This is a genomic window from Pantoea sp. KPR_PJ (assembly GCF_041386365.1).
Taxonomy (GTDB): Bacteria; Pseudomonadota; Gammaproteobacteria; order Enterobacterales; family Enterobacteriaceae; genus Pantoea.
The window spans coordinates 310072-327267 of the sequence record NZ_JABMIK010000004.1; the positions used below are offsets into that span (position 1 = coordinate 310072).

Consider the following 17196-nt stretch of genomic DNA (forward strand, 5'->3'; position numbering starts at 1 on the left):
AACGTACATCTACCAACAGATGTTGGTACAGATGATGGTATTTCCGGTTCGATAATGCTTGTACCAACAGGGAGGGGATAAGCATGGCTCTAACAGATATCAAAGTCAGAACAGCCAAGCCAATGGATAAGCAATATAAGCTGACCGATGGCAACGGTATGCATCTTCTCGTCCGCCCAAATGGTTCAAGATACTGGCGTCTGCAGTACCGCTTTGGCGGAAAGCAAAAGATGCTGGCACTTGGGGTTTACCCTGAAATCACACTGGCGGATGCCAGAGCACGTCGTGACGAAGCGCGTAAGCTGCTAGCGAATGGCGTCGATCCGGGAGACAAAAAGAAAAATGATAAGGTTGAGCAGAGTAAAGCTCGAACCTTCAAAGAGGTAGCGATCGAGTGGCATGGCACCAATAAAAAGTGGTCTGAAGATCATGCCCATCGTGTGCTAAAAAGTCTGGAAGATAATCTCTTCGCAGCGCTTGGTGAGCGTAACATCGCTGAGTTAAAAACTCGCGATTTATTAGCACCCATTAAAGCCGTAGAGATGTCTGGACGTCTTGAGGTTGCTGCCCGTCTTCAACAGCGCACTACGGCCATCATGCGTTATGCAGTGCAAAGTGGGTTAATTGATTATAACCCGGCACAAGAGATGGCTGGGGCGGTTGCTTCCGGTAATCGACAACATCGTCCGGCGCTGGAATTAAAGCGCATTCCTGAGTTACTACAGAAAATAGACAGCTACACCGGCAGGCCGCTAACCCGCTGGGCAACAGAACTCACCCTGCTTATCTTTATTCGATCCAGTGAGCTGCGTTTTGCTCGCTGGTCAGAAATCGATTTTGAAACGTCAACGTGGACCATCCCGCCTGAGCGAGAGCCTATTCCTGATGTAAAACATTCTCAGCGAGGCTCAAAGATGCGTACACCGCATCTGGTGCCGCTTTCAAAGCAGGCGCTGGCGATCCTAAAGCAGATAAAACAGTTCTGTGGCGAACATGAGCTGATTTTTATTGGCGATCATGATCCGCGTAAGCCAATGAGTGAAAATACCGTAAACAGTGCCCTACGCGTGATGGGTTATGACACTAAAGTTGAGGTTTGCGGGCACGGCTTCCGCACAATGGCCTGTAGTTCGTTAATTGAGTCAGGGCTATGGTCGAAGGATGCGGTGGAAAGGCAGATGAGCCATATGGAACGCAATTCGGTGAGGGCGGCGTATATCCATAAAGCGGAACATCTGGATGAGCGCAAGTTGATGTTGCAGTGGTGGGCTGATTTTCTGGATGCGAACCGGGAGAAAGGGATTACGCCGTTTGACTATGCGAAGATCAACCGGGGAGCAGGTCAAAGGAGGAACATATCAAAAACAGGCAGATACACAATTTAAATTACAGTCTCTTTCATCGATTTTTGTCCATTATGATGACACTCTATATTCGTATTGAAATCACAGTAATATAGTGCATTTTTTAGTAATATTTAACCTATTGATTATTTCAAGGAATAATGACCGTTGAAATTTGCACAAGCTCTCAGCATTCTCTCAAAGTCTTCACCGTATGCGGTCAGTACCGAGAGAGAGCACTATCAAGATCACCTCGTTGGATTCAAGAGATACATATACATCACGACAGATATAGAAGCGGATTTTAAAAAAGCACTCCTATCTGCTAAGTCCAATCAAGTCATCTTCCTATGCGGAAGTAGTGGTGATGGCAAGTCTGAGATCTTGACGCAGTACAGCCAAAAGCACAAAGTGACTCATGACTTCCATTTGGATGCGACTCACAGCTTCAATCCAAGCCAGACAGCCATTCAAGCTCTTGATCAAAGATTCACCCAGTTCAAGCAAAGTCATAAACCACTTGTTGTGGGTATTAACGTTGGTATGCTCGGCAATTATGCAGAAGAAGGTTCCAAAGAGCATAGCGACATCAAAAAGGTGCTCAGAGACTTTCTCTCTCGTAAGCGATCAGCAATTCCAAAGCAGTACGTATTCTTGGATTTTGAAGACTATCCAAAATTCACCTTCAATGCTGAGGGCTGTGCATCAGACTTTGCAGAAAAATTTCTAAAAAGATTGACAGCACAAACGCTTGAGAATCCTTTCTATGCGCTTTATGACAAAGAGCTCAAATCTCTAGGTCATACTCGCCTGACGGCAAACTATGCGCTGCTGAGTCGCCCTTCAGTTCAGGAATCTCTGATCGGCTTATTACTCAAAGCCCGTCTTATCAAAGATCAGTTCCTCACGGCCCGAGCGTTACTGGATTTCATTTTCCAGTTGCTCGCGGCGGATGGCTACTTGTTCGACAACTTGTTTGCAGGCAGTGATAACGAGCTGTTATCCCGTATACAGGGTTTTGACCCAAGTAATCTGCACACGCGCACCGTCGATGAGTTTGTGCTTCAGCATGAGCTGGGCATTGAAGATGAGCGTTTCAATGCGTTTAGATCTAAAATTAACGAGCTTGGTTTTTACGAGGTAACCAAAGCAACGTCTTTTCTTCGCCTTTTCTATTTGCTTCGGGGTGACAAAGAGCTCAGCAATGAGTTTGTAACGCCTATCCAAAACGAGTTCACAAACAATCTGGTAGAAACCTATGCATCTGTCTGGATGCGACATCGTGATTTCGATGGTTCAGGAAAGATGCGCAAACTGCTTGGCAGTTTCTACAAAGAAACGCTGATCGCAGCGCTTCACCGCTATTGTAATCGTCATGCCCCAACACTCGACAAAGACGAGTATTTAGTTTCTGAGCTTAATGGCTACAAAACGGCGGTGTCTCTTGAAGTTAAGGCCGATTTTTCAGCAATACAAAACAGTACACTCGAAAAAATAGGCACCTTCAATGTGTATCTGAAAGTCGATGAACAATCGCTTAAGCCAATGCCAATTAGCGTCAAACTACTTGAGCTTTTGGTCAAGATTGGGCAGGGGTATCGCCCTAACAAGCACGACAAAAATGCTGTTTTGTTACTTGATGAAGCATTGGAACAGATGCTGACAGTAGCTAAGCAAAAAGAGACCTTTTTTATTCTCAAGGGTGATAAGCGCTACAAAATCGTGAAAGAAGAAAGTGACTATTTTGAAGTGAGTGGTATGCACTAATGACGACCGATAATTTCACATTACCGATAAAGGCCGGTTTGCCACAAACGGTAGCTGATAAGTTCCAAAATAAGAATACGTTGAGCAGTTACATTCCCATTCGTACGCAAGGCAATGATTTTGACTGGTCATCAGTCGTGGGCTTAGTCCTGCGTGGATTACTTTGTAAAAAAATAGAAAAGTACAATTACCAAGATTTTACTGCGGATTGCAAAAACAACTTACAAAAAAAATTGGGTGAAGAGGCATTTTGGAGTGTACTTGAAGATATGTATTTCACTAATGAAAATATATTCTCGGTAACCCCTGAGTTTCTGTTGTTTAAGAGCCAGAAGAGTCAAGATAACAAGTACACGCGCGACATGCGAATGGCATCCTTGTTTATTAACTTACTTCAAGGACAGCAAATTGAACGATTTGAATCTAACTTGAACTTCCTCGAAGAGGAGTTTCTTAAAACGCTTTTAGACAAAACAGAGTCAGATCGTGACAAGGACTTCCAAGTGACCGAGTCACCATATTTGCCCTATATAGCAGAGGCGTTTAAACGTGACCTCGAGTTTTTAACTGGTTATCCGAAATACCTGTTGGATGAGTTCGAGCGTTTCTTGGCATTCTATGGCTTTGCTTACACGGCTCAATTAAGCCTATCGTTGTCGGATTGGAAAACAGGTGAAGCCCCAACCGCGAAACCGCTGTATTTCATCATGGATCATGAGCGCGCCAGCAGTGAACGTATCCATATCAAAAAGCACGGTTACAAGCTTTTTAGCGAATCGTCTTTCAAGCTGTTTCCCTTCCTCTCTATGCTGGAAAATCTTCAACCAAACCCAGAAAAATTAAAAAAACCTTTGTGGCAATTGGCAAAGGATATTAAGAGTTCAGAGCGGAGTGATCTAGCTGGGTATATTGAAAATTACGCAAAAATGTTTCGCCACAACAGAAAACTTGAAACAGCAATACCTGAAAAAGCAGAAACCGCAATTGATTGGTTGGAATATGCTTTGAAGCTTGCTGAAGAACAGTTCAGAGACCCTAAAACCGACCGTCCGGGGACTATCAAAAAATATATTAAAGCGGTTGAAGAAAACATGGCTACTGGCTTCGTGCAAGCTCGTGGTCGCTCTGGTCGGGTGTTAGTACTCACTCAAGACCACATTATTTTGCTTACTAACCTGGTGGTGGGTAAGGAAGAAAAGCTTCGCTTCCATGAGCTGATAATTGGCTTACAGCAAAGGGGGATTTTTGTTGATAAGCAGACAGAACAAGAGCTTATTAAGTTCTATGAGCGAATTGGCAACGTTGAACGCATGAGTGATAGTGGAGATGCAGTGTATGTGCGCAAAACAATTTGAATCGTTTCTGGTTGAGCAGTTTTTACTGCACGCGAAAGGAAACATCCGCGCAGGCTATCGCTACCAGTTTAACTCTCCTGACCATGCTAATAGTCAGCGACTTTTCGATGCGCTCTTAGCGCGAAAAGGAGGAGAGAGCGAAGATCGCAATGGTGTAGCGCTGAGCTATTTAGACCTAGAAGACTGCAAAGTGGTGCCAGTGCTTCATAGCGAAGATGCGAGTGAAACGGGCTTTACCGAAAACTACATCTCTAATTTGCGTGACGAAATAGCAAGCCGGGAAGGTCCGTTGAAGGGCTGTGCACTGGTGGTTATTCACAATAGTCGCCTAGATACTCTCATCAACTCGGCGGAAGATCTTGGCCAGTCTGGCCAGGTGTGGAGTCCAGGGAACATCAAATGCGCTCTTAGTGGCTTTATTGAGCAATCTGACAAATCTCGAGACGTTTCGCTTTGCCTTTTGGACGACCAATTTGACGCGATTTTGGAAGATGGTGCGACCATGTTCGGTTTCGAGTCTTTATACAAGGCAGTTGAGGATGGCGAGCTGTGTTTCAGCGAGCTAGGCATGTTTGAGGATCCTTTTGTTGCTGAGTTATCGGGCAATAAAAAACAAATCAAACAGCGCCTAGAAGAAAACCGTACGCTTTACCAAGAGTTGTCGTTTGAAGTAGAGCATTTTGGTCAGCAACTCGAAGAAAGGCTGAAAGGCTTTAGTAGTAGGTTTATCAAAGAACATTTTTCTGACGATGGTTGGAAAGATGTGGAGTTTGAAACTTATCGAGAAGAGATCAAAAGGAATAAGATTCAGAACCTTAAGCATGAAGGTGAAGACGAGACCAATAATGCGCAAGTGATTGGTCGCTACCCAAAAGAAACTAAAGCAGGATTGCGTGACCGTCACTTGATTATTGCACTGGAAGAAGGGCAAAGTGAGTTTGAACTTAAACTGAGCTTTTCTGGCATCAGCGATTTAAGAAAAGAGCAGTTTAAAGTCTCGCCAGCGAATGCACTTGGCAAACAAGAAGTCATCAGCACGCGCCTAACTAGTAAAGGGGCAAACGCTACTCTAGCAGCTAGTTATGCCAATGAGCCTTTGTTTTTCACGCTAGCATTGAAGCGTGACAATACCTCTGAACACCATAACTTCCGTTGCTTGGTTGTCAGAAAAGGCGAGTTTCACCTCGAGGCATTCAAAAACATTTTCGCCGTTGAGCCTTCAAAAAAACGCCTTACCTTGAAAACGGTAGACAACAGCTTGGTTATTAACCCGGCGCTAACTGCAAACCGAAGCCTAGATGATGTCGGTGAAGTGGTTGACCGCGCAGAATTTGGTGTTGTCGATTTTGAATCTTTGGCCAACGAGTCAGAAGAAATCAGCTTTGTGGTGAAATCAGGTGATAATTCCCTGACATTTTATATTGAGGGTGAACAGGTAGAAAGCAGCCTGTCCTTTCCATTGCTGCTTAACCAATCTCGCTTCCACAAATTGTTTGACGATCACGTGTTTGGCGAGCTTTATCCGAGTAAAGACGTTGTCGCGATCGATCATAGTGAATTTCGCGTCATGGAGCCGCGCATTAGCCTACTTCGTTGGGAAGAGTGTTTCGTTCAGCAAAAGCAAGTCTACCTAGCGGAATCCAACAGCATGGCGTTGGAACAGTTAAGGTCTATTGATGACGGTCTTCACTCAGCATACCAAGCACTGTTTGACTATCTAGCGAGCCGACGAACAACTATTTCGTTGGTTTCGTGGGGGCCTATATTTACGGCACTCGTGAAAGCGACCGTGGATGCATTCCTTGATTATTTCAACGCGATCCCAACTGGTGGCATGCTTACCAAAGAGCAAAAGCTTGTGATGCAAATCGGTTTGGTTCGCGAGAATGGTGAAGAATATTACTCGCCATTCCACCCAATGGTGTTGGCTTACTACTTAAATCTTTGTAATGAAATGCAAAAAGATGACAGCTTTGCTGACTTGCCATCTGTCACGTTCAATCGCTTGGGGCCAAGTGGACTGCTTCCGTATGTCTATCATCCCAAGCATGGGTTTGCCTACAACCAGCAAGTAACAGAAAACGGGTTTTGGGTTAAAAGTGTCCCTCACCAGAAAAGTTGTCTGAAGTTCGTTCGCAAGCTGGTTAAAGAAAAGATCAACGAGTTCCAAAAAGCGTTTCTCCACTTGTTTACCGGCTCAGAGAAGAGTGTGTTGGTGAATGCCGTGAATCAAGATCGTGCAGAAGAGTTATTCCTCGGTTTGGTTGACTATGTAAAAGATAACCTCGATAAAGCGGCATCAATTCATGTCAACCTCTACGATGATGAGCTGGTTTTCAATGCATTTGACCAGTTTGCAGAAACGTTCAATTACGAAGAATTAAAGTCTTGGTTGGAATTGGACCGAGAGAAAGTGCGAGAAAATGCCGACACCATTATCGATATTCTGAGAACCCGGCTAACTTACAGCAAGTTTACCAATGCTCAAAGTGAACGCGAAGGGCAAGCCTACTCGCACCTGTCTTTTTTCAGAAACAACGACAACGTGAAGTTAACGACCTTGAGCGTTGACGACATGCCTAGTGGTATTGCGTGTGATGGTCTGCTGACGGGCGACGCTTCTAAAAGTGATGAAGGCTCATACTTCACTGCTTTTGGTTTGCAAAACGTTCAATATAGTAACCAACCACACTTGGAAATAGCGAAGTATGTTGGCTCGTTAATAGAACCAGCATTTAAGCCCAGCACACAATACACGGGGGCCAATGCTCCTGCTCTTGCGGTCAGTGAAGACTTTAAATCTCTGCTAGCGCGCTCTTATGACAGCTCGATTTGGACCACCATCATCGACCCGAAAGTGACGCTAGACTTCTTCCACACCAATCAATGTATCGTGCTTATTCATTATTCTGATCAGTACACCAGCTCAGCCAGCTACGATGCGATAACCGTGACGGCACAGCGTGGTTTGTTCGAAAGGGTGGTTGCACAAAGTGGCGGCAAGCAGATTAACGAGTTCAATGCCTTCAATGGTGATTGGCTTCTGAAGATGTTGACTTGCAACGACACCATTCGCAAAGAGCGAACTGGCATTATCGGCGCCTATAAATTTGCGACGTGTCTGGTGCACCAATCTGATATCACCTGGGTTCCGCTCTCAGTTGGTGAAATGATCCGCGTGTCGGGTAACATCGGCCTGAAAATGACCGACAGTGACTTCTCACGCAATGTGCAGAGATATAAAAAAGGCGCGATTTCAGATGATATACTGCTGGTGGGCTTTAAAGAGGGTAACCTTTATTTGCTTCCTGTCGAAGTGAAAACAGGCTCCACGCCAGACTACAAAAAAGCAGTACAGCAAGCGAATGAGCTTCGCCGCTATCTAACAGAGCTTTTGAGCGACGAGACACTGGCGTCGAAGCTATACCGAGGCTTGTTTATCCGCCAAGTGTTGATGCAAATCGACAAATACCGGCTGTACAACGTATTCAGCAATGACTATTTCGAAGCCCTGCTGGCAGAGAAAGAAGAGTGGCTACGCGGTAACTACGCGATTGCGGAGCTTGAGAACTATCCAGCAGGTCTAGTGGTTAGCCACCTTGAAAGCGGAAGCTGTTTCGAACCTGGCTATAACATGCAGGATGGCGTGTTGAAGGTTGACCTTCCTATGTCTTTGCTGCCTTCACTGGTGCAACACCCGCTTCAAGTATTAATGAACGAAAAGGACATCGCACAGATCTGCCATGTGCCGGCGGAGTATATGTTGGTGGGGCAGACAGCTTTAAAAAAAAGAGAGTCGCTCGTTCCATTAGACGTTGTGGTCGATAAGCCAGAGGATTTAAAACCGAACCTCCAAACAGAGGAGCCGTCAAAGTTAGCTGCAGAGCCAACCCCAGATTATGCGAGTGAATGCCGAGTTGAAATTGGTCAGAATACGCTTACCGGCGAAAAAGTTTTCTGGGAGTACGGGCACAAGGATTTAGCAAACCGTCACCTGATCATTTTTGGTAGCTCAGGGCAGGGTAAGACCTACTGTATACAAGGTTTGTTGATGAGCTTGGCCGATGCTCAAATTCGGTCGCTGGTGATTGATTATACAAACGGATTCTTGCCGAATCACCTTGAGCCGGAGTTTATTGAACGAACAAATCCTAAATCCAATATTCTTTGTAATGAGCCATTTGGTATGTCGCCATTTAGAGCTCAAAAGCAAGATTTTGGCGGGATTTTTCTCGAAGAGAAGCCTCATATGGTGGCTGGAAGGGTAGCCTCTGTTTTTAACAAGGTATATTCGACAATTGGCGAGCGCCAGATCGCAGTGCTCAATGAAGTGATTGAATCTGGTGTCCAACGATATGGTAGTGCTTATAGCTTACAGAATATGTTGGATGACCTAAACGAGGAAGAAACTGCAGGACCAGCACTTGCAAGCAAGCTGGCTCCTCTTGTTAAGTCTAACTTGTTTTCATCTGACAGTGATAAAAGTTGGAATGATGTGTTTGAGAGTGAACATCACCGCTCAACAATTATGCAACTTGCGTCGCTTAACCACGATATTTCAATGCTTTGTACTGAGTTTTTACTTTGGGATCTATACTCCTACGCATGTAGTTACGGTAGTAAGGAAAAACCGATTCCTATTGTATTGGATGAAGTGCAGAACCTCGATCATCGCCTGGAGAGCCCATTGGGCAAAATGTTAACGGAAGGACGCAAGTTTGGGGTATCCCTAATTCTGGCGACTCAAACGCTAAGTATGCTGCGTAAAGATGAGCAAGATCGTTTATTCCAGGCGTGTCACAAGCTGATTTTTGCACCAGCAAAAACAGAGACAAAGACGTACGCGAAAATTCTTGAACTGAGCATGCCAGGTACAAAGCAGGCTGAGTGGGAAAAGCAACTAGGAGACCTATCCAAAGGACAGTGTTTATCAGTTGGCTACCATTTGGATAACGGTCAGTTGAAGATGAGTGTTAAGAAAGTGAAGGTTTCCTCCATGTTATCCCGCCTGAACAATTCTAAGGGTTGAGCCTGGTAGGTCTATGGATCTTAGCTTTCTGAAAAATTTAGTTAATTTCGTGCTGGCGGCGAGGGGACTAAAGGGCCCCTCATAATCCTTTGATGTTGTTATATGCACTGGTAATCCCCCCTGCATTCAGGTTAGGAGAAAATTCTACTTATGCCTGCATCGATTTTTCGGGGGGATTACCATATGTCAGATCAAGTCGCGACTAATACAGATTACCGTTGTTAGTGTGCCATTTTCATGCTTTGTTAGCAAAGATGGGGTGAATATCGACTTATTATTTTCCATTATTTGTATACTCCATATACAAAATCTTTTACCGAGCGATAGTTTCTTAACCCCGCAATCCCATCCTCAACATGTGCTGCCCAGGCTTTAATCATATCCTTCTGCGTCATCTGTGGATAAAGCATCTTCAACACCAATTCTGTAGTCTGTAATGTCTCCCCCAGCCACGTAATTTTATCCAGTACCAGCGAGCCATCCAGCTTCTTGGTATCCCGCTCAGGCGAATAACGGAACTCGCTCTCTACCGAACGGAAAAATGCCAGTCGAGCAGCGACATTGGGCGTAATCCCTGTATATCCTTTCAATTTTTTAAGCTGCTCTTCAGTCTGACGACTAAGCACCATTCGATTCGGGAGCATCATATCGCCTCCTTAGTTAATTCCCAGAAATAGCCAGGTTTCAGTGCAGAAGATTTGGTATGTGCATTAAACACAATCTCATAAGCATGAGAGATATCATCACGCAATTGATCAACAAAATAACGCTCATCCACTTCCGTATCAGTAGATAGCAGCACTACCTGATGGCTGGCAAACGGGAAATAGTGGTTAATCAGTTTATCCCGATGCTGAGAATCCAGACGTCCTAATGGCGTATCGATAATCACCGGTAAATCACGGCCTGAGGTTTTTGCTAAAGCCTCAAGAATAGCAATTGCATAAATTTGCTTTTCACCGGCAGAAAGCAGCTTACGTTTTATGACGGATCCTTGTTCATCAATCAGCTCTACGTCAAACGTCTCTGGGTTAATGTGCGCACTAAGTTGTAGATCTTCTTTACGGGCCAGTTTGCGATAGGCTATTTCGAAATTCGCTGACAGTGTTTTCACTCTTGCCTGCGTTAATACATCACTGTATCGATCGAGTAAATTAATCGTTTCTTGAGCGTTTTTAAAGGCGCAACTCAAGCCATGCTGACTTCGGGCAACATCATGCATTTTTTGTACCTGACGAACGCAATCCAGTTGCTGTTGCTTAATTCGTTTAGCATCTTCCAGCAATGAAAGATATTTTTGCCGCTGTTTTTCGCGTTGCTTATCCAGTTCGCGTAGCTTCTCAAAGAGCTCCATTAACTGGTCGTCTTCCGGGGCGCGGGCAATATTTGCAGCAGCCTGCTCTAACTGCTGTTCAGTCTCTGATAACTGGGTACGGTAAAGATCGAAGCGTTGCCATGCCTTTTTGCTGTCTTGTTCAATCGACTGTTGGAGCATACCGGCTTCACGTTCAGAGATATCAAACAGCAAATCGCCTTTAGGCTTAGTTGCCATATACTCTTTTAGATTATCGGTAATCGCTTCAGCTGCTATTTTGCCAGTTCCCTCAGAACGAAATGCAATATCATTTCTGAGTTGCGTTAAAAACTGGCTCAGCTCTTTTTCAAAGCTTTTTGCCTGTTTAATCTGCGTTTCATCAGTAATTTGTTGCAGTAAACGAGACAAAATAGTGGGCGCAAGCGCATAAGGTAGCGGCCCATCACATTCCTGACGCAGTGCTTTTTCCAGACGTTCCTTATCTTTCAATAACGCATCAACTTTCTGCTTTTCCTGCGCTTTTGTCTGGGCAAAAGCCCCCCCCTGAGCATTTAGCAAACCTTCATAACGGATAATATCTTTAGAAATAAACTCAATCCGCGATTTGGCAAAATCGGCTCTTTCCAGTATCTCTTCAGTCTGGCAGGCCAATTCTTTACTTTGTTTTTCAAGCTCTGCAATCTGCTGTTGTTGAGAACCCACCAACTGGCTGGATTGCTGGCGCTTAACAAAAATCATTAAGTCATTACGCAGTTTGGATATCAGATCCAGACCTAATAAACGGCGCACTGCGGTACGCAAAATATTGCCGGATTCATCTTCCGCCAGCTCCGCAATTTTCTCGCCATCAAAAAAGAACAGATCGGCAATGCCATGCGGGATTAATTCATTAAGAAACCCCTGGCACTGATCGTAATCCAGCTCACTGAGTGGCTGTCCATCCTGTTGCAGAGATAGGCGATCTTTCTTACCTTTTTTCCAGGTTCGCGTAACGGTAAATTCCGCTTCATGGCCGCCCTTATTATAGGTAAAGGTCAATTCGACAGCGGCTTCCTCAGGTTGTTCAATATCGTACGCACCGTTGTGAATTAACGAACTAAGTTGCTCGACATATTCCTGTTGTTGAGTGGCAAGGCCAAACGCCAGCCGACCATATAGTGCTAGACGGATCGCTGATAGGATCGACGTTTTCCCTGCACCGTTTAAACCACCAAACAGTACAATAGGTCGTGGATTCAAATCGTGTGGGCGCTTTCTGGGGGCCAGATCAATGGTATGAGTACCGTTAAATACCCGAAAATTATGTAACACTAGTTGTTTAATGAGCACGTTCGTTTTCCTCCTCGACTAAAACAGAGGATTCACTGGCATCGACAATTCTTCGCTGTAGAACCTGAAGTTCAGCTTCCAGCCTGGTGACTTCTTCCTGGTGAATATCCCGGTCGTTACGTTTTTGTAGTGCTGCTTGTTGCTGCTGGATCTCTTCGAGACTACCCCAGTCCTGTTTTAGAATGGTACCGAGTTTGTCAAAAATCCCCTGACGACGGCTTAGCCCTTCCATTGACACTTCCAGTTCAATCAGCTTCATGACCATCTCGGGTGCAACGTCAAATCCCTGAGCTATCTGTATCAACAAATCTGCATCGCTGGCGTCAAAGCGCGACTGATCGTCCACTACCCAGTCTAAATCCTGCTGATACACTTCTCGGTAAATACCCGGTAGCGTGTCATACCAGTCTGGTTCATTAGGATCTTTCAACCATTCCTGACGGATAGCATGCAGCTCCGGTTGGGTAATTAACGTAATCGTATGGCCTTGAGCATTTAAATCACGCTCGATTACCAGCAGCTCTTTTAGCCACTGCTGGCGATACTTAAGCCAGTAGGGGCCAGGAACATGTTTACGCTCGGCACTAATTTCTTCGCCATCTTTGGCATACTGATAACTGACCTTGCCAGTACGACGTTTATAGTTGCGAAACGTGTCTTTATTTACTGGATCGGTGGTAAATGCCAGCAGATCACGGTATTTCAGCAGCGGAGACATCCATTCTTCGCCATTCTTGATCAGGCTCTCCATCGCTTTATCTTTGGTGACCACGGTACAGGTCCAGCAGCCAAAGCGGGAGTTACCACAAGAAGGGGTACTTTCATCGATCACCAGGGGACACTCACCCTGAGCGGAAGAGTCCATATATAGCGTCCACAGAGGACGGTTGTTTCCACCCCACGGGCTTTCCCACTCATCAATATCGTCCGGGGCATAGCGGAACGCGCCGCGCAGCAGTTTCCAGACGTCTTCGACATCCCAGGTATCAATAGGGGTATAGATAAACGCATTTGCCAGCGTGGTATGTCGGGCCAGGCGTGAGCCATCAATTTTGTGCTTTGCGATGACCTGTGCACGGGAGGCACTCTCACTACTACGTGAACCCAGGACAACAATCACTTCATCAAACTGGCTGACCTTATCTTTAATAAAGTCACTCACCGGATTGATTTTCATGCGCTCAGTGCACCAACGGAAACTCCGGGTTGGAGCCGGATAACCTTTACCCAGTAAATTGACCCAGAAGGTTTCATTCGTTTTAGGCGTTACTGCGTGTTGAGTGATTGGCAGGTCATTACGCTTTGCGCCTGCCTCAATCTGCAACATCGTTTTCTTAATTAAATCAACTACCACAGGCGTTTCGACCAGCGTATCGGACGACACCACAAAAACATCTTTGTTGCGCATTTCCGGGGGCAGGCCAAGCAGAGCCAGATACACCAGCGTAATTACGGCAGAAGAATCTTTCCCGCCGCTGTAGCCAATTACCCACGGACGATTATCCGCACAATAAATTCTTTGAACCTCAGCAACATATTCGGCCAGAGGGCGTCCAGCGAACTGCTCCTGATTAATAAAATCTTCATATTCGGCCAAATCGTAGGCCTGAACTAATGTACTCATGAGACAACCATTTGAGCTTCAAGCTCCTGTTCTTCAGGAGTGAGGGGGATTGAGAGCGCGGTTTTTAGCGCATTACAGGTGAGCTGGATCGCGGTACTGGTTTTACTCAGTTTGCCGTGCTGCATCGCACGTTTGACGAGATCCGGGTTGTTTCTGCGCCAGTTAAAAGTTTTCAGTGCAGCTATTTTCTCCGGCCATTGCTCAGGATAATCCGTTAGCAGGGTATATCCCAGTTGCCCAAGTGCCTGCAATCCAATGCCATGAGCGTGAACATAATCTTGTCGTAACTGAACCGGTGAAACCTCTTTTTTAGCCGCTAGCTGCCAATCCGGCATCACGCTAAAAATAGCTTGCCAATATTGGGTAGCAATTTGAGTGCATTCCTCAAAGTTGTTCTCTTTGGGATCTTTACCCAACAATGCGCGGGTAGCCTGCTTGATGCTGCTCAACGTAAATAACTTATTTGACCGCTGACTGATGCCAGATTTTTCCAGTTCTGTCATTCCAACAAAGGGCTCTATGGACATCGCCAGGTAACGTGCCAGATTTGAACTGGCATCGCGATGATCGTATAGAGACGCCAGCGACGGGCTGGGGCGAATAGCGTATTTATTCAGATCGGCGAACATTTGCTGACTGCGTTTTAATCCCTCATCAACAAAAAACAGTACTGGAATGTTATCCTGCCCAAGTTCTGGACGAGCATCCAAAGCATCTTCAATCGCCTTACGACGATGCTGACCATCGTTGATCAAAATCTGTGCATCCATTGGAACAGATAGTGTTCCCAGATTGTTAGACCCAGGAAACTCATCAAACTGAACGTCAACCGCGATGGAAGCTGTTAATGCAGAGAAAACATAATCTTTAGGGTTTTCAAGCAAGTACCTTACCATTTCAGGAATGCGCGATTTGTTCAAGGTACGCTGTGCACGTAGCTCTGGAGGAACGTCATTTTCATCAAAACTGAATATCTTAGGGATGATGCGCATTGGGCAAGTAGCGATATAAAAAGGGCGCCCCGCCTGAATGCCACGTATAGCCGGGAACGAGTAGCAGTAGTCCGCATCAATACTAGCCATAATGTAATCCGTGAAAATATCATTCAAAAGATACGTGATATTTTACGTAATGCCTGTGCGGATTTACAGTCTTTTGACGTAAAAAATTGCGTACTAGATTCCATTTTGAAGTCAATTCTTTCTAGCAAATGAAAAAAATTCTTCAAATTCAAAGGTTATATACAGTTTTGAACACTTGCAAAAAGCACCAATACCTAAAGTAAAGCAAAAAATGCGTAACTGGCATCTTAAAATATTAATATTTACCTATATTAATCAAATGGATGAGTGCGAATTAATCATCAACCTGTAATTTGGAAGCGATGTTCTCAGGTGAAAAAACTTTGTGTCAATGTAAAGAAGGAAATTTTGTATGGTGTTAAATTTCTCCTAATCCCATTCCCGCATACCCTTTCCCCAACTTCTTCTAAAAACCCCTTGCGATAACATATAGCGCTTCACTATTTCCCGATGCGTTTTATTAGTGCGAGGGTAAATCCGGGCATCCTCTCTGGAACACGCACAATGACCTGGACAAGCTTACCGGTGCTGGATCTGGCGCAACTCGCCGGCAGCGAAACTGAACAAACAGAGTTTTTAACCCGCCTGCGCGAAAGCGCGCGCGACGTGGGCTTTTTCTACCTTATCAATCACGGCATTAATCCGCAGCTACAGCAGAACGTACAGAGCATTACGCGCGCCTTTTTCGATCTGCCGCAGCAAGAGAAGCTGCGCGTCTCGATGATCCACTCGCCGCACTTTCGCGGCTACAACCTGGCGGGCGTGGAGTACACCCGCGAGCAGCGGGACCAGCGCGAGCAGTTTGATATTGGGGCCGATCGTGACGCGCTGCTGCTGCAGCCGGGCGATCCGGCGTGGAAACGGCTTCAGGGGCCGAACCTCTGGCCAGAGGCACTGCCGCAGCTGCGCCCGGTGATCAACGCCTGGCAGCAGGAGATGACCAACGTGGCGCTGCGCCTGCTGCGCGCCTTTGCCCGCTCGCTGTCGCTGCCGGAAGACGCCTTCGACGCGCTCTACGGCCGCTATCCCAACGAGCACGTCAAGCTGATCCGCTATCCGGGGCAGGCGGTGGATGAAAGCCAGCAGGGTGTCGGTGCGCATAAAGACTCCGGCTTTCTGACCTTTTTACTGCAGGACGCGCAGCGCGGGTTGCAGGTGGAAGTGACGCCGGGCAACTGGGTCGATGCTGCGCCGAAGCCGGACGCGTTCGTGGTGAATATCGGCGAACTGCTGGAGCTGGCGACCAACGGCTATCTGCGCGCCACCGTGCACCGCGTGCTCTCGCCGCCAGAAGGGCAGGAGCGCATCTCCATCGCCTTTTTCCTCGGCGCGCAGCTCGACAGCCAGGTGCCGATCTATCAGCTGCCCGACGCGCTGGCGGCGGAAGCGCTGGGGCCGACCAGCGATCCCGCCAATCCGCTGATCCGCGACGTGGGCTGGAATTACCTCAAAGGACGTTTACGCTCGCACCGCGATGTGGCGCAGCGCTATTACGGCGATTATCTCAAGACACTTTCATAAGGACATTGCATGAAAAAGAAGATGGTAGCGACTCTGGCGCTGGCGGCGCTCTTCTCGGGCGCCAGTTCGGCGGCGGTGCTGCGCGTGGCGGCGGATCCGGTGCCGCACAGCGAGATCCTCAACTACGTGAAGAAGATCGATCCCAGTCTTGATCTGCAGGTGATCGAACTCAACGGCAACCTTAACGCCAACGAACTGCTGGCGCGCGGTGATGTGGATGCTAACTACTTCCAGCATGTGCCCTACCTGCGCGATCAGGAGAAGGCGCTGGGCGAGACGTTCGATGTGGCGGCAACGGTACATATCGAACCGCTGGGGCTCTACTCGCGCAAGGTAAAATCCCTGAAGGCTATCCCGGACGGCGCGCAGGTAGCGGTGCCGAACAACGTCACCAACCTGAGTCGCGCGCTCTACCTGCTGCAGGCCAACGGGCTAATTACCCTGAAGGCGGGCAAGAACGACGCCATTAACAATCTTGCGACGCCAGCGGATATCAGCAGCAACCCGCATCATCTGAAAATCGTCGAAGTTGACCCGGCACAGCTGCCGCGCGCGCTGGATGACGTGCCGCTCGCGGTGATCAACGGCAACTATGCGCTGCAGGCGGGCCTGACGCCGTCGAAGGACGCGCTGGCGCTGGAGAAAGCGCAGGGCAACCCTTACGCTAACGTGCTGGTCACCACGCCAAAGCTGGCGAACGATCCGCGTATTAAAGCGCTGGCAAAAGATCTCACCTCGCCGCAGGTGGCAACGTTTATCGAGCAGCAGTATCACGGCTCGGTGATCCCGGTAAACCCGTAATGCCGCGATAAAAGCGAAGAGGGCGGTGTC

At 46.9% G+C, this 17196-nt stretch carries 10 protein-coding genes; 6 read left to right on the forward strand and 4 right to left on the reverse strand.

What is annotated here, in order from left to right; all coding sequences use genetic code 11:
- The first annotated feature begins 83 nt into the window (after nt 1-83).
- The 4 genes from HP564_RS12005 (at nt 84) to dptH (ending at nt 9494) form a co-directional block, all read left to right on the forward strand.
- A complete protein-coding gene (locus HP564_RS12005; RefSeq protein ID WP_371243278.1) occupies nt 84-1385 on the forward strand; it encodes a tyrosine-type recombinase/integrase in 1302 nt (433 codons plus the stop codon).
- A 126-nt stretch (nt 1386-1511) separates the two neighbouring features.
- Nucleotides 1512-3110: a DNA phosphorothioation-dependent restriction protein DptF gene (gene dptF, locus HP564_RS12010; RefSeq protein WP_058675763.1), complete on the forward strand. Its 1599-nt coding sequence runs from the start codon at nt 1512-1514 to the stop codon at nt 3108-3110.
- Nucleotides 3110-4465 (forward strand): DNA phosphorothioation-dependent restriction protein DptG, encoded by a 1356-nt coding sequence (dptG, locus tag HP564_RS12015; RefSeq protein WP_058706441.1) that lies wholly within the window; start codon nt 3110-3112, stop codon nt 4463-4465. The genes dptF and dptG overlap by 1 nt, the downstream gene beginning before the upstream one ends.
- Nucleotides 4446-9494 (forward strand): DNA phosphorothioation-dependent restriction protein DptH, encoded by a 5049-nt coding sequence (gene dptH / locus HP564_RS12020; protein WP_371243281.1) that lies wholly within the window; start codon nt 4446-4448, stop codon nt 9492-9494. Before dptG ends, dptH begins: the two co-directional genes overlap by 20 nt.
- Nucleotides 9495-9778: 284 nt before the next feature.
- Here dptH and dndE read toward each other — a convergent pair whose 3' ends face one another.
- The 4 genes from dndE to dndB are packed head-to-tail and all read right to left on the reverse strand — an operon-like array spanning nt 9779 to nt 14844.
- Complete coding sequence (gene dndE, locus HP564_RS12025; protein ID WP_058675766.1) at nt 9779-10138, reverse strand: DNA sulfur modification protein DndE; 360 nt, start codon at nt 10136-10138, stop codon at nt 9779-9781.
- Nucleotides 10138-12138, reverse strand: a complete 2001-nt coding sequence (dndD, locus tag HP564_RS12030; RefSeq protein WP_001577626.1) for a DNA sulfur modification protein DndD — start codon at nt 12136-12138, stop codon at nt 10138-10140. The genes dndE and dndD overlap by 1 nt, the downstream gene beginning before the upstream one ends.
- Nucleotides 12128-13762 (reverse strand): DNA phosphorothioation system sulfurtransferase DndC, encoded by a 1635-nt coding sequence (gene dndC / locus HP564_RS12035; protein ID WP_058706439.1) that lies wholly within the window; start codon nt 13760-13762, stop codon nt 12128-12130. Before dndC ends, dndD begins: the two co-directional genes overlap by 11 nt.
- Nucleotides 13759-14844: a DNA sulfur modification protein DndB gene (gene dndB, locus HP564_RS12040; RefSeq protein ID WP_371243284.1), complete on the reverse strand. Its 1086-nt coding sequence runs from the start codon at nt 14842-14844 to the stop codon at nt 13759-13761. Before dndB ends, dndC begins: the two co-directional genes overlap by 4 nt.
- A 504-nt stretch (nt 14845-15348) precedes the next feature.
- Here dndB and HP564_RS12045 point away from each other — a divergent pair.
- Together HP564_RS12045 and HP564_RS12050 are read left to right on the forward strand one after the other, a co-directional pair.
- The gene (locus HP564_RS12045) at nt 15349-16365 is read left to right on the forward strand and encodes an isopenicillin N synthase family dioxygenase (RefSeq protein WP_371243286.1); all 1017 of its coding nucleotides are present in this window, start codon (nt 15349-15351) and stop codon (nt 16363-16365) included.
- 9 nt (nt 16366-16374) lie between these two features.
- The gene (locus HP564_RS12050) at nt 16375-17166 is read left to right on the forward strand and encodes a MetQ/NlpA family ABC transporter substrate-binding protein (RefSeq protein WP_371243288.1); all 792 of its coding nucleotides are present in this window, start codon (nt 16375-16377) and stop codon (nt 17164-17166) included.
- Nucleotides 17167-17196: the final 30 nt, after the last annotated feature.